This is a genomic window from Kitasatospora sp. NPDC059599, assembly GCF_042735125.1.
GTDB lineage: Bacteria > Actinomycetota > Actinomycetes > Streptomycetales > Streptomycetaceae > Kitasatospora.
In genome coordinates this window covers 26,804-39,072 of the sequence record NZ_JBHWCL010000021.1, presented here as the reverse complement: position 1 = coordinate 39,072, position 12,269 = coordinate 26,804, and the positions used below count along the sequence as shown (strand labels likewise).

The 12,269-nt window shown below is 73.5% G+C and carries 12 protein-coding genes; 7 read left to right on the top strand and 5 right to left on the bottom strand.

Features of this window, described 5'->3' with window-relative positions; translation table 11 throughout:
- The first annotated feature begins 100 nt into the window (after positions 1 to 100).
- A complete protein-coding gene (locus ACFV04_RS10845) occupies positions 101 to 793 on the top strand; it encodes an alpha/beta fold hydrolase (protein ID WP_380528347.1) in 693 nt (230 codons plus the stop codon).
- Positions 794 to 976: 183 nt separating this feature from the next.
- Here the strand turns inward: ACFV04_RS10845 and ACFV04_RS10840 are convergent, their stop codons facing one another.
- Positions 977 to 1,798 carry a hypothetical protein gene (locus ACFV04_RS10840; protein ID WP_380528345.1) on the bottom strand — a complete coding sequence of 274 codons (822 nt, stop codon included), beginning with the start codon at positions 1,796 to 1,798 and terminating at the stop codon, positions 977 to 979.
- Positions 1,799 to 2,127: 329 nt separating this feature from the next.
- Between ACFV04_RS10840 and ACFV04_RS10835 the strand changes: the two genes are divergently transcribed.
- Positions 2,128 to 2,469, top strand: a complete 342-nt coding sequence (locus ACFV04_RS10835) for a DUF5713 family protein (RefSeq protein WP_380334594.1) — start codon at positions 2,128 to 2,130, stop codon at positions 2,467 to 2,469.
- A gap of 112 nt (positions 2,470 to 2,581) precedes the next feature.
- Here ACFV04_RS10835 and ACFV04_RS10830 read toward each other — a convergent pair whose 3' ends face one another.
- Entirely contained in the window at positions 2,582 to 3,004 is a 423-nt protein-coding gene (locus tag ACFV04_RS10830; protein ID WP_380528343.1) for a hypothetical protein, read from the bottom strand.
- Positions 3,005 to 3,059: 55 nt separating this feature from the next.
- On the opposite strand from ACFV04_RS10830, the gene ACFV04_RS10825 reads away from it, so the two are divergent.
- The 4 genes from ACFV04_RS10825 (at position 3,060) to ACFV04_RS10810 (ending at position 7,875) form a co-directional block, all read left to right on the top strand.
- Positions 3,060 to 3,656 (top strand): hypothetical protein, encoded by a 597-nt coding sequence (locus tag ACFV04_RS10825; RefSeq protein WP_380528341.1) that lies wholly within the window; start codon positions 3,060 to 3,062, stop codon positions 3,654 to 3,656.
- Positions 3,657 to 3,814: 158 nt separating this feature from the next.
- The gene (locus ACFV04_RS10820) at positions 3,815 to 4,780 is read left to right on the top strand and encodes a molybdopterin-dependent oxidoreductase (protein WP_380528339.1); all 966 of its coding nucleotides are present in this window, start codon (positions 3,815 to 3,817) and stop codon (positions 4,778 to 4,780) included.
- A 189-nt stretch (positions 4,781 to 4,969) separates the two neighbouring features.
- The gene (locus tag ACFV04_RS10815) at positions 4,970 to 6,529 is read left to right on the top strand and encodes a purple acid phosphatase family protein (protein ID WP_380334582.1); all 1,560 of its coding nucleotides are present in this window, start codon (positions 4,970 to 4,972) and stop codon (positions 6,527 to 6,529) included.
- Between the two features lie 200 nt (positions 6,530 to 6,729).
- Positions 6,730 to 7,875: a lactonase family protein gene (locus ACFV04_RS10810; protein WP_380528336.1), complete on the top strand. Its 1,146-nt coding sequence runs from the start codon at positions 6,730 to 6,732 to the stop codon at positions 7,873 to 7,875.
- Positions 7,876 to 8,364: 489 nt separating this feature from the next.
- Here the strand turns inward: ACFV04_RS10810 and ACFV04_RS10805 are convergent, their stop codons facing one another.
- The 3 genes from ACFV04_RS10805 to ACFV04_RS10795 all read right to left on the bottom strand — a co-directional run bounded on the left by ACFV04_RS10805 (position 8,365) and on the right by ACFV04_RS10795 (position 11,039).
- On the bottom strand, positions 8,365 to 9,564 hold the full coding sequence (locus ACFV04_RS10805; RefSeq protein WP_380334576.1) for an NAD(P)/FAD-dependent oxidoreductase: 1,200 nt from the start codon (positions 9,562 to 9,564) through the stop codon (positions 8,365 to 8,367).
- Positions 9,561 to 9,758, bottom strand: coding sequence for a ferredoxin (locus ACFV04_RS10800; protein ID WP_360256164.1), 198 nt, complete (start codon positions 9,756 to 9,758; stop codon positions 9,561 to 9,563). Before ACFV04_RS10800 ends, ACFV04_RS10805 begins: the two co-directional genes overlap by 4 nt.
- Positions 9,759 to 9,839: 81 nt before the next feature.
- On the bottom strand, positions 9,840 to 11,039 hold the full coding sequence (locus ACFV04_RS10795; protein WP_380528334.1) for a cytochrome P450: 1,200 nt from the start codon (positions 11,037 to 11,039) through the stop codon (positions 9,840 to 9,842).
- A gap of 377 nt (positions 11,040 to 11,416) precedes the next feature.
- On the opposite strand from ACFV04_RS10795, the gene ACFV04_RS10790 reads away from it, so the two are divergent.
- Positions 11,417 to 11,950 (top strand): MarR family winged helix-turn-helix transcriptional regulator, encoded by a 534-nt coding sequence (locus ACFV04_RS10790; protein ID WP_380334568.1) that lies wholly within the window; start codon positions 11,417 to 11,419, stop codon positions 11,948 to 11,950.
- The last annotated feature ends 319 nt before the right edge of the window (positions 11,951 to 12,269 follow it).

Here is a 12,269-nt window from a genome sequence, read left to right as displayed (position 1 = left end):
GTCGGGGTGAGCATTCGGCGCTGCCCGGCGGTTCGGGGGCCGACCGGTCGGTAGGCTCGGGTGGGGCGCAGCAGTGATCCGTTCCGAACGGGAGTGATCCGTGGCGACGTACGTTCTGATCCATGGCGCGGCTGCCGACGCCTGGTACTGGGGGCCGCTGGCGGGCGGGCTGCGCGAGCGGGGTCACGAGGTGGTCGCGCCGGAACTGCCGTGCGACGACGATGCGGCCGGGCTCTCCGAGTACGCGGACGCGGTGGTCGCGGCGGTCGGCGACCGGGCGGGCGGGCTCGTGGTCGTCGCGCACTCGTTCGGCGGCTTCACGGGCCCGCTGGTGTGCGACCGGCTGCCGGTGGACCTGTTGGTGCTGCTCCAGGCGCAGGTGCCGGCGCCCGGGGAGTCGCCGGACGAGTGGTGGGAGAACACCGGCTACCGGGCGGACCGGCGGGAAGCCGACCGTGCCAGGAGCGTGGCGGAGGGCGCGGAGGAGGACGAGCGCGCCCTGTTCCTGCACGACACCCCGGCCGCACTGGCCGAGGAACTCCTCACGGAGCACCAGCGGCCACAGTCCGCCACCCCGTTCGGAACCCCGTGGCCGTTGGAGGCCTGGCCGGAGGTGCCGACCCGGTATCTGCTGGCCGCCGGCGACCGGTTCTTCCCGCCCGCGTTCGTGCGGCGGCAGGTCGAGGAGCGGCTCGGCTTCCGGCCGGACGAGATGCCGGGCGACCACCTCCCGATGCTCGGCCACCCGGAGGAGCTGGCCGAGCGTTTGGAGGCGTACCGGGCCGCGCTGTAGGCGAGGCGCGCTGCGTGGGAAGTCGACGGGTCCGACTTCCCACGCAGCGGCAACGGCAGCGGCGTTCAAGACGTGCCGGCCGGGGACACGCTCGGCATCGCGCCCCTCCGCAAGCGCGCGGGTGGGCACAGCGGCGGGCGCTGCCGGTGAGGCGGGCGCTGCCGGTGAGGCGGGCGCTGCCGGTCAGGTGGTCGCTGCCGGTGAGGCGGGCGCGTCGGACGGGTGCGGTCGCACCGACCGGGCGGCGTCGACGAACTCCGTGCGCAGGGAGGTGAAGCGCTCCATCAGCGGGTCGCGGACAAGGCCCCCGACCATCGCCGACCAGGAGCTCGGGCAGCGGTCCGCGAGGGCGAGCACCCGGGCGGCGTCCTCCTCCGACATCCGTCCGCTCTCCAGGAGACAGAACTCCAGCAGACCCCGCTCCTCGCACCTCTTCTCGGCCTCCATGTCCGGCCATTCCACGAGGAAGCACCACGCGACCCAGGCCGAGCCGTGCTCGGGGTGGTCGCAGTCCTCGGCGTCGGAGTCGCACCAGCCGTCCTCCATCGCCGCCACGGCCGACCGCAGCACCGCACGGTCGAGGGCCAGCTTCTCCAGTCGCCGGCAGTGCTGCAGCAGGCCCGTGGCGCGGGAGATGAGGTCCGGGGAGGCCAGCAGCTCCAGCGGTCCGAAGGCCGATTCCACGGCCGTGCCGTGGTCGGCGAGTTGCGCGCTCCGCCGGTCGTGGTCGACCTCGGACAGCCGTTGGACCGTCGCCACCAGTTCGTCGCTCGCGCGGAGGAAGCCGGACGACGCGTCCGCCAACGCGGTCTGCTGCCTGAGCTCCTGCTCGTTCTGCTTCTGGACGTGAACGGCCGCGAGGGCGGCGCTCGCCTGGCTGTGTCCCGCACTCAGGGTCGCGCCCGCCGCCCGGTCGCCGGAGCGCCTGGTCCACCATGCCGCGAGGACGCTGATGGGGAGGGCCAGCACTGCGGGAAGGACGGCGCCGATGTCTGCCACGCTCATGCGCCGATCCTGTCGGGGCCGCTCCGCCGTGCCCGGGCAGTTGTCAGGAGCTGCGAGAAAGTGACGGACCGGGACCGTCCGAGTCCTGACGGCACCGGATTCGCGATCGCTTCGCCCGCGGATGTGGACGGGTTTGGACGGGTCGGGGTGTGCGGGGCCGGACGGCCCCCGGCGGCCGGTCGTACGGGCGCCCCCCCGGAGCCGGGGGTGCCTCCTCCCGGTGCGCCGGCCGGGCGGCGGCGTCGGACGCGGGCACGACCCCGGTGTCAGTGGTGCCGTGCATGATCTGCGCATCGGGACATCCACTCATCCACGCAGGGGGAAGCACCGTGCCGATCACGAACCAGCGGGTGGCAGGGCACGCGTTCCTGCGGCCGATGTACGAGGACCCGTACTTCCCCGATCACGTCGTCGACCGGGGCAGGGCGGTCCTGCTGCGGCTGTGCGAGCGGATCGAGGCCGAGCAGCCGTCGGACCTCGGGGGCCTGTATGCGCTCACCCATGCCGCGACGGAGGAGTTCAACCGTCTGGAGGCGGAGTTCGAGGCCGCCGGGAGCGAGATCGAGACGGTGGCGCGTGAGTGGATCGGCGAGGAGTTCTGGTTCGTCGCGTCGGCCTACGGGTTCCCGGACGCGGACGCGGAGGAGCTGATCGCCGTCCGGGACTGGTGAAGCGGCAACCGGTCTCCCTCAGGACCGGCGCCCTTCAGGGCCGGGGCCGTCCGCCGGTCCGGTCCGGGCTGGTCCCGGACCACCGACCGGGCCGATCGACCGACCGAGTTCCTCACAGGCGCGTGAGGGCGTCCTTGAGGAGGCGCCAGACCTTCTGCCCGACGGTGGCGGTGGCGCGCCAGTGCTTCTCGGCCTCGACGTCGGCGCGTACGACGGCGAGTTCCTTGCCGCCCGTGGTGCGGACCATGTCGACGCGGTGCGTGACGCACGTCAGGGCGTTCAGGTGGTACCGGCCGATGCCGAGGTGGGCCGCGGCTTCCTCCTGGGTCATCCAGGCTCCCCCCGCCGGCAGGTCCCACCCCGAACGCGGCAGCGCGGACACCGCCGACCGCCCGGCCACGCCGGTTCCGGTGCCGGTGCCGGTGCCGAGGCCGGTGCGAGTGCCGAGGCCGGTGCCGGTGCCGGTGCCGAGGCCGAGGCCGCAGACGGCGAAGATTCCGGGGGCCCCGTCGGGACGCTCCGAACGCCGTGGCATGCTGGCCGACCACGGGCGACCATGATCGCCGTCGCTGCGGGCGGAAAGGGCCACGATGCGCATCCCCTGGAGACGACGACCGGCCGGACGGACGCGGCGGCTCCTCGACCTCGCGGGTGTCGGGGCCCGATCGGTCGACGCCGACGAGGACCTGGACGTCTGCCGGCAGGTCGCCTACCGGGTGGCCCGGCGGGACCACGGCGCGACCGCCGAGGTCCTGGCCGTCGTCGAGGAACTGCTGGCGGACGAGTCCGAGTACCGGTTCGTCGTCACGTTCCTGGAGAACCTCCAGAACCTCGTGTCGCACGGCCTCGACGTCTTCCGGTCACCCGAGGAGGTCCGCCCGCTGCTCGGCCCCCGCAGCACGGTCTGCTGGGACGGCGTGAGCGGTTTCTGGGCCGCGGTGGCCGACTGGCGGGTCGGCACCGGCGTGCCGCTGATTCCCGCCGCACCGCTCCTCGACCTGGAGAACGAAGACCTGCGTGTCCTCCTGTGGACGACGAACAGGTCCCTCGCGACGGGCGGCAAGGTCGGACTCGCCGACGCCGTGCGCTACGAGAAGGCCACCGGGTCGTCCATCCCGGACTACAGCCACATCGCGGTCGCGCTGTGGGCCGCCGGGCAGGGCCCGGCCGACCTGACGCGCCCCTGACGCCGGGAGCGACCGAAGCGACCGAAGCGACTCAGGGCCGGACGTTGCCGAACGCGTGGCACGGTCGGGTGCGGGCACCTCGGCACGGCCGGGCTGTCAGTTGCTCCTTGTACAGTCGACCGCACGCAACAGCGCTCACGACACGGGGGACATGACCGATGATCAGGACCGATCCACCGACGCCCGACCTCTTCCTCACACCCGTCGACGAGGTCTTCGTCCGCAACCACCTCGGTCCGCATCCGCGGCTCGACACCGCGACCTGGTCGCTCACCGTCGAAGGCCTGGTGGAGCGTCCGCTGCGGCTGGACTTCCCGACGCTCCAGAGCCTGCCGCAGACCCGCTTCACCGCCGTGCACGAGTGCTTCGGCAATCCGCTGCACCCCACCGTGCCGACCCGTGCGGTCACCAACGTGGAGTGGGCCGGCGTCCCGCTCGCCGCCGTCCTGGAACTCGCCGGCCCGCTCCCGGAGGCCCGGCACGTCTGGCTGGAGGGCGCCGACACCGGCGACTTCGGCGGGGAGAGCGGCACGAGCTACCTCAAGGACCTGCCGCTCGACCTGGCGGGCGCCGAGGTCGTCCTCGCGCACGGCATGAACGGCGAGCCGCTGCGCCCCGACCACGGATACCCGGTGCGGGCGGTGGCGCCCCTGATGTTCGGCACCAACTCGGTCAAGTGGCTGAGCCGGATCGTGCTGGCCGCCGACCGCCCCGACCACCTCTTCACCACCCGCCTGTACACCCGTGTCCTGCCCGGCGAGAGCGAGTCCCGGCCGGTCCGCGAGAAGGACGTCAGCAGCAAGCTGCTCGCCCCGGGCGACGGAAGCTCCGTCCCGGCCGGCACCTGCGAACTGGCGGGCTACGCCTGGAGTTCGACCGAGGTGACGTCCGTCGAGGTCTCCGTGGACGACGCCGGCTGGCAGCCCGCCGCGCTGGACCGCCGCGGCCCGGACCCGGCCTGGCAGCGCTTCCGCCTGCCGTACGACCTGGTCCCGGGCCCGCACCGCATCCGCTGCCGGGCCACCGACTCCGCCGGGCGCGTCCAGCCGCTCGCCGGGGACCGCAACGCCGTCCACGAGATCCGGGTCGTCGCCGAGGCGAGCACGCACCCGACCGGCCGGTAGCTCCCGGGCGGCCGGCGGGCGAGTGCGAGGTCGGGCGCGAGAAGGCCCGACCCGTACTCGTCGGGGCCGCCGCACGAGTCGGCGTCCGGGACGGTGGCGGCGGCGTCGCCCAACTGGCCCCCGGTGGAGCCGAATTCGGTGCCGCCCGCCCTCTTGTCAAAGGTTAGGGAAGTTTCCTAACTTGATGTCATGTCCGAGACACCACGGCACTCCCGACGCGACCTCCTGCGCGTCGGCGCGGCGGGCGGAGCGGCCTTCGCCGGCGGCCTCCTGCTGCCCGGCACCGCCCAGGCCGCCGCCCCGCGCCCCACCGCCCTCGACACCCCGCCCCTCCCCACGCCCCGGAGCGACCGGACCGCCGGGTCCGCGCTGCGGCCCTTCGGCCGTCACCTCGCCTTCGGGGCCGACCCGTCCCGCCAGGTCGTCGTCTCCTGGCAGGTGCCGGACGCGGTGACCGCCCCCTTCGTCCGGATCGGTCTCCGGCCCGGCGACTTCGGCGCCCCGGTCGCCGCCGAGGTCCGCACCCTGGTCAGCAAACTCGCCTGGCAGCACCCGGTCGAGGACCAGCCCCTGATCAAGCCCACCACCGTCACCCAGTACTACCTGCACGCCCAGGTGGACCAGCTGATCCCGGACACCACCTACTACTACGTCGTCGGCCACCAGGGCCTCGACCCCGCGGGCCAGGGCGGCCGGCTCGGCGACGTGGCGAGCTTCCGCACCGCGCCCGCCCCCGGACGCGGCGCCGGGTTCACCTTCACGGCCTTCGGCGACCAGGGCATCGGGTACAACGCCGCTGCCACCGGCAACCTGATCGCCGGCCTCGACCCCGCGTTCCACCTCCACATGGGCGACCTGTCGTACGCCAACAGCGGCGGCAGCGGCAAGACCGGCGACGCCTACGACGCCCGCCTGTGGGACTCCTTCTTCGTGCAGAACGACCCCGTCGCCGCGCGGACCCCGTGGATGGTGGCGGTCGGCAACCACGAGATGGAGCCGTGGTACGGGCCCGACGGCTACGGCGGCGTCCGCGCCCGGTTCACGATGCCCGACAACGCCTGGAGCCAGTCGACCGGCATCTACTCCTGGCGCTACCAGAACGTCGGCCTGATCAGCCTCGACGGCAACGACGTCTGCTTCAACACCCCCGCCAACCTCGACTACACCAAGGGCAAGCAGAAGAAGTGGCTGGACAGCCGGCTCGCCGCACTGCGGGCCGACCCCGGCATCGACTTCATCGTCGTCTACCTGCACCAGTGCACGTACTCCACCTGCCACGACAACGGGGCCGAACTCGGCGCGCAGCAGGACTGGGCCCCGCTGTTCGACAAGTACCAGGTGGACCTGGTGCTCAGCGGCCACAACCACGTCTACGAGCGGACCGACCCCATCCGCGCCGGCAAGGCCACCCGCAAGGTCGCCTCCGGGGACACCGTCGACCCGGTGAAGGACGGCACCACGTACGTCGTCGCGGGCGGCGGTGGCGGCGGGCTCTACACGTTCCCGGCCTCCGACACCTACCTCGGGCACGAGACCAGGAACGACGCCCCGGTGCCGATGGTCGTCTCCGACCGGAGCGGCCACGAGCAGACCGTCAAGGTCGGCTGGTCCAGGGTCCGTTACACCGGCTACTGCCTGGTGGCGGTCGACGTGACGCCCGCTTCCGGGGGCGCGCCCGCGCGGATGGACGTGCGGTCCGTCACCGAGGACGGCACGGCCGTCGACCGGGTCACCGTGCAACGCGGCTGACGCGGCCGACGTGGCCGACCCGGCCGACCCCCGGCCGACCCGGCCGACCCGGCCCGCACCGCGGCGGCGCCCAGGAGCAGTCCGACGGAGCGCCGCGCTTCCCGGAGTTATGACAAATCGTCACATACCGTGCGATCCGGAGCCGTGGCACGACCACGGGCCTTCGTCATGACCCCAGTTCCTCAAGGAAGCAGATCGCCGTGCAGAAGCTCACTCGTATCGCCGTCGCGACCGCGCTCGCCACCGCGGCCCTGGGCGCCCCCGCCGCATCCGCCGCGCAGCACGGGGGCGGCCAGGGCCGTCCCGACGGCGGCAACCACGCCGTCTTCGTCCAGAACGACAACCCGGCGGGCAACCAGGTCATCGCCTACCGGCGGGCGGACGACGGACGCCTGACCCCGGCCGCCACCTACGACACCCACGGCCTCGGCGGACAGCTGGACGGCTCCGTCGCCGACCACCTCGCCTCCCAGGGCTCCCTCACCTACGACCCCTGGCACGCCCTGCTGTACGCGGTGAACGCCGGAAGTGACACCGTCACCGTCTTCTCCGTGGACGGCGACCGTCTCACCCTGCGGCAGGTGGTCGACTCCGGCGGCCGCTTCCCGGTGAGCGTCGCCGTGCACGACGACGTCGTCTACGTGCTCAACGCCCTGGACGGCGGCTCGATCCAGGGCTACACCGTCCACGCCGGACGCCTCCGTGCGGAGTCCGGCTGGAACCGCCGCCTGGGGCTCGACCCGAACGCCACGCCCCAGTTCACCAACACCCCCGGGCAGGTCGGCTTCACCGGGGAGGGCTCCCAGCTCGTCGTCACCACCAAGGCGAACGGCAGCAGCCTCCTGGTGTTCAACCTCGACCGCTCCGGCGCCCCCGCGGACGCGCCCGTGGTCACGAGCCTGCCCGGCGCCGTGCCGTTCGCCTTCGTGCCCGACGGCGCGCACGGGCTGTTCCTGGCCGAAGCCGGCACCAACGCCGTCGCGACCCTCGTCGTCCACCGCGACGGCTCGGCCTCCCAGGTGACGCAGGCGCCCACCGGCCAGTCGGCCACCTGCTGGATCGTCGGCGTGCGCGACCTGCTGTACGCCTCCAACGCGGGCAGCTCGACCCTCACCGGGTTGCGCACCGCCGACCGCGGCCGCCGACTCACCGTCCTGGGCAACACGCCCACCGACCCCGGCACCGTCGACGCCGCGGTCTCCTCCAACGGGCGCTTCCTCTACGCCCAGACCGGGGTCAACGGCATCGTCGACGAGTTCGCGATCAACGACGACGGCTCCCTCACCGCGCTGGGCTCCCAGACCGTCCCCGGCGGCGTCGGCGGCGAAGGCATCGTCGCCTTCTGACCCGGACCGTCACCGCCGCTCCCGCCCCGGCGCAGCGTCCTCGCTGCGCCGGCGGCGGAGCCGGTCGCGCCCCGTCGCCGCCCGGTGGGCGGACGATCGCGGCCGGGGCCGCCAATCCTCGGGGGCCGCTACTCCTCCGGGGCCCGGGGCGGGGCGGGTTCGTCGAGAAGCAGTTCCAGGAGCGGCAGGGCCGCCTCCAGCTGTCGGCACTGGTCGGGGGTGAGGCGGGTGCTGCGGCGGGCGAGGAGGGCGGAGCTGACCGCCGGGCCGGTGCGTGCGCGTCGGAGCGTGAGCGCCGACGTACGAGCGCCGGGCGGGACTCCCGATGCGGGAACGTCTGCGCATGATCGTCGGAGCGGGGATGTCGATAGCTTCCGCCAACTGACGATAGTCCGGCCGCCGTTGGGCCGGTAGGCCCCCGCACGGGCGGGGCCCACCGGCCCGGCCCGGGCCTGACGGGGTCGGACCCGTCCGGCCCGGGCCGCCCGGTCAGGCCGCCTCGGACTGCCACGGGCTGTGCGCCGCGACCTGGGCGCGCAGTCCGCGCAGGGCCCGGGCGGAGGCGATGCCGACCGCGCCGGTGACCCGTCCGTCGCGCACGCAGGCGGCGGCGAACCGGTGCTCCTGCGGGTCGCCGTCGACCACCTCGAACCGGTCGGCGGCGCCGGGGTGGCCGTACGCCTGGACCCGCAGCCCGTACTGGTCGGTCCACAGGTACGGCACCGGTGCGTAGGCCTGGCGGGTCCCGTCCGGGCCGGCGAGCAGGTTCCGGGCGGCGTGCAGGGCCTGTTCGGTGGCGTTGGTCCGCTGTTCGAGGCGCCGGTGGCGGCCGGTGCGCGGGTCGGGCCAGCTGGCGGCGTCACCGGCGGCCCAGACGCCGGGGCCGGCGGCGCAGTGGGCGTCGCAGACCACGCCGCCGTCCAGCCGCAGGCCGCTGTCGGCGAGCCAGTCGGTGTCGGGCCGGGAGCCGATGGCCATCAGGACGGTGTCGGTCGCGAGGTCGGTGCCGTCGGACAGGCGGACGCCGGTGGCGCGGCCGTTGCGCCCGAGGACCCGGGTGGCCGTGCCCCGGTGGATCCGTACGCCGTGCCGGCGGTGCAGGCCGGTCAGCAGGGCGGCGGTCTCGGTGCCGAGGACCGCCGCCAGCGGGGTGTCGGTGGAGACCAGCCAGGTGACCTCGGCGCCGAGCCCGACGGCGGTGGCCGCCGCCTCGGCACCGAGCAGTCCGCCGCCGACCACCAGCAGTCGGCTCCCCGGGCGCAGGTCCTCGCGCAGGGCGAGGGCGTCGGCCACGGTGCGCAGCACGTGGGCACCGGCCAGGGGGGTTTCGGCGCCGGGCAGCCGGCGCGGGCGGACTCCGGTGGTGATGACGACGGCGTCGCAGGGCACCTGCCGGCCGTCGGCGAGGTGGACGGTGCGGGCCCGGCGGTCCAGGTGCCGGGCCCGCACCCCCAGGCGCAGGTCGAGCCGCAGCTCGTCCAGGGCCCGGGGGTCGCGCAGGGTGAGGCGGTCGGGCTGCCACTCGCCGGAGAGCAGGTGCTTGGACAGCGGCGGCCGGTCGTACGGCGGCGCGTCCTCGGCCCCGACGAGGGTGAGTCGCCCGTCGTAGCCGGCCCGGCGCAGGGCTTCGGCGGTGTGCAGTCCGGCCGCGCCGGCTCCGACGACGGCGATCCGGCGCGGAGCGGTCACGCCAGTTCCAGGCGGATCGCGGCGGCCGGGCAGACGGCGGCGGCGTCCTGGACGGCCTGGTGGAGTTCGGCGGACGGCCGGGCGTCGAGCAGGACGACGATGCCGTCCTCGTCGCGCTGGTCGAAGACCTCGGGGGCGGCGAGGACGCAGTGTCCGGCGCCGCAGCACTTGTCCTGGTCGATGTGGACGAACATGGCGTTCCTTTCGGGGGCGGGCCGCTCGGGGCCCTGGTGGGGTGACGGTGGTGGGTGGCGGTGGCGCGGGTGCGCCGGGTTTCACCAGGCGATCGGCAGCTCGTGGACGCCGTAGATGAGCATTTCGCCGCGGAAGCGGACGTCCTCGAACGGAACGTCCAGGCGCAGTCCGGGCAGCCTGCGCAGGATGGTGTCGAGGGCGATCTGGAGTTCCAGGCGGGCGAGCGGCTGGCCGAGGCACTGGTGGACTCCGAAGCCGAACGCGAGGTGGCGGCGGGCGTCGCGGGTCAGGTCGAGTTCGTCACCGTCGGGGAACTCGCCGGCGTCGCGGTTGGCGGTGTTGATCATGCAGATGACGCCTTCGCCCGCCCGGATGCGTTCGCCGCCGACCTCGACGTCCTCGGTGGCGACCCGGGTCAGGCCGGAGTGCACGATGGTCAGGTAGCGGAGCAGTTCCTCGACGGCGCCGGGGACGGACTCCGGGTGACGGCGCAGGTGGTCGAGCTGGTCGGGGTTGCGCAGCAGGGCCAGGACGGAGAGCGCGGTCATGTTCGCGGTGGTCTCGTGTCCGGCGACCAGCAGCAGCCGGCCCATCAGGCCGATCTCCTCGGTGCTGAGCTCGCCGCGGGCGATCAGGCGGCTGAGGATGCCGTCGTCGGGCTCGGCGCGCTTGGCCTCGGTGAGCTGGATCAGGTAGTCGGACAGCCGCTCCCGGGCGGCGTCTACCTCCTCGGGCGAGGCGTCGCGGCGCAGCAGGATGCGGCTGCACTCCTGGAAGAAGTCGTGCTCCTGGTAGGGGACTCCGAGCAGCAGGCAGATCACCAGGGAGGGCAGCGGGAGGGCGAACTCGTGGACCAGGTCGGCGCCGGTGCGTCCGGTGGTCATCCGGTCGAGCAGGTCGTCCGCGATCCGCTGGACCTCGGGGCGCATCGCCTCGACCTTCTTGATCATGAATTCGCCGGTGAGCATCCGGCGCAGGCGGGCGTGCTCGGGGTCGTCCATCCGGATGAAGGTGGGCTGACCGGCGTTCAGCTGCCGGGCGCCGGCGCTGATGAAGGGGAAGCCGGAGCGGCTGGAGTCGGAGCTGAACCGGGCGTCGGAGAGGACCGCCTTGACGTCCTCGTGGCGGGTGACCAGCCAGCTGGGGGCACCGTCCCACAGGGAGACGCGGCTGATCGGTTCCTGCTGCTGGGCCTGCTGGTACGCGGGGGGCGGGGCGAAGGGGCAGGCGCCGCGGGCGGCGGGGTGGGCGAAGCGGGTGTTCGGTGCGGCCGTGGACATGGGGGGCTCCCTTCTCGGAGCGGGAGTGCCGGCGGGGCCGGACGGACAGGCCTGCGGTGCTTCGGTGCTTCGGTGCTTCGGTGTTTCGGTGCTTCTGGTGTTGCCGGTGCTGCCGTGCCGGTCGGACGGCGGGGCAGTGACATGGCGGAGCAGTGACACGGCGGTGCGACGGAGCAGGTGCGCGGCGGAGCGGGTGCGCGGCGAACGGCGCGGCAGGGCCGGGCCATTTACGTGCCCAAAGCAACTAACTCACCGTCACGCTAACTCGCGTTCCGTTGCGGCGAAAGAGCCAGTCCGACGGCGAACGAATCTGTCCGAAATCCGGTCAGAGGTCTCCGCCACCACCGCCGCACGTACCGGATCGCTACAGTTCCTCCATGCCGGACGCCGAAGACCCCGCAGACGAACGGACCACCGCCTCGGAGCTGGAGGCCGTACTGGCGACACTGGCCTACCTTTTGACACGTTCGCAACACCACGAACGCCAGATGACCCGGGCCGGCATCACCGCCGCCCGCTCCGACGTCTACCTGCTGCGCGCACTCGCCGAAGCCGAGGGCAGCAGCCGGGTGGGCGACCTCGCCGACCGGCTGATGGTCAAGCCCTCCCACGTCACCCGCCAGATCGACCGGCTGCAGGGCCAGGAGCTGGTCGAACGCACCCAGGACGCGACGGACCGTCGGGCCCGCCAGGTCGAACTCACCACCGAGGGACGGGCGGTGCTCGACCGGCTGAAACAGGCCAACATCATCGGACTGGCGAGCGCACTGGACGGCGTCCCGGCCCCGGACGTCGCCGCCACCGTCAACGTGCTGCGCCACCTGATCCACCGCTACGTCCAGCGCGTGCGGACCATGGAGTCCGGGGGCGACGCCGGGATCGTCGACTCACGGCTTTCTCAGAGGAATTGACAGTCGGACAGTCACGACACCGCGCCCAGGAACGCTCGACACCGACCGTCACACGATCGGCGACGCTGGGACAGCACCTAGGGCTTGTCTGACAATTCCCGCCGCGCGCACGACGCCGGGCATCCCGGCTGGACGCACCGCCGAATCGTCCAAGTACGTCCAGTACGAGGACGCTCCGGCGGCACGCCCAGCCGGGCGCCCAACGCCGCGCGCTGATGCGACGCGAATTGTCAGACAAGCCCTAGGAGCCCCGGGCCAGCTGGGTCGCCGAAGGGCACCTGGCCGAACTCCGGGCCGCCTTGCCCGGAGCCGGGAGGAC

Excerpts from the sequence above, each read along its gene's own strand:
- ACFV04_RS10840 (WP_380528345.1), bottom strand. The coding sequence starts at position 1,798 with ATGAGCGTGGCAGACATCGGCGCCGTCCTTCCCGCAGTGCTGGCCCTC.
- ACFV04_RS10830 (WP_380528343.1), bottom strand. The coding sequence starts at position 3,004 with ATGCCACGGCGTTCGGAGCGTCCCGACGGGGCCCCCGGAATCTTCGCC.
- ACFV04_RS10825 (WP_380528341.1), top strand. The coding sequence starts at position 3,060 with ATGCGCATCCCCTGGAGACGACGACCGGCCGGACGGACGCGGCGGCTC.
- ACFV04_RS10820 (WP_380528339.1), top strand. The coding sequence starts at position 3,815 with ATGATCAGGACCGATCCACCGACGCCCGACCTCTTCCTCACACCCGTC.
- ACFV04_RS10815 (WP_380334582.1), top strand. The coding sequence starts at position 4,970 with ATGTCCGAGACACCACGGCACTCCCGACGCGACCTCCTGCGCGTCGGC.
- ACFV04_RS10800 (WP_360256164.1), bottom strand. The coding sequence starts at position 9,758 with ATGTTCGTCCACATCGACCAGGACAAGTGCTGCGGCGCCGGACACTGC.
- ACFV04_RS10795 (WP_380528334.1), bottom strand. The coding sequence starts at position 11,039 with ATGTCCACGGCCGCACCGAACACCCGCTTCGCCCACCCCGCCGCCCGC.
- ACFV04_RS10790 (WP_380334568.1), top strand. The coding sequence starts at position 11,417 with ATGCCGGACGCCGAAGACCCCGCAGACGAACGGACCACCGCCTCGGAG.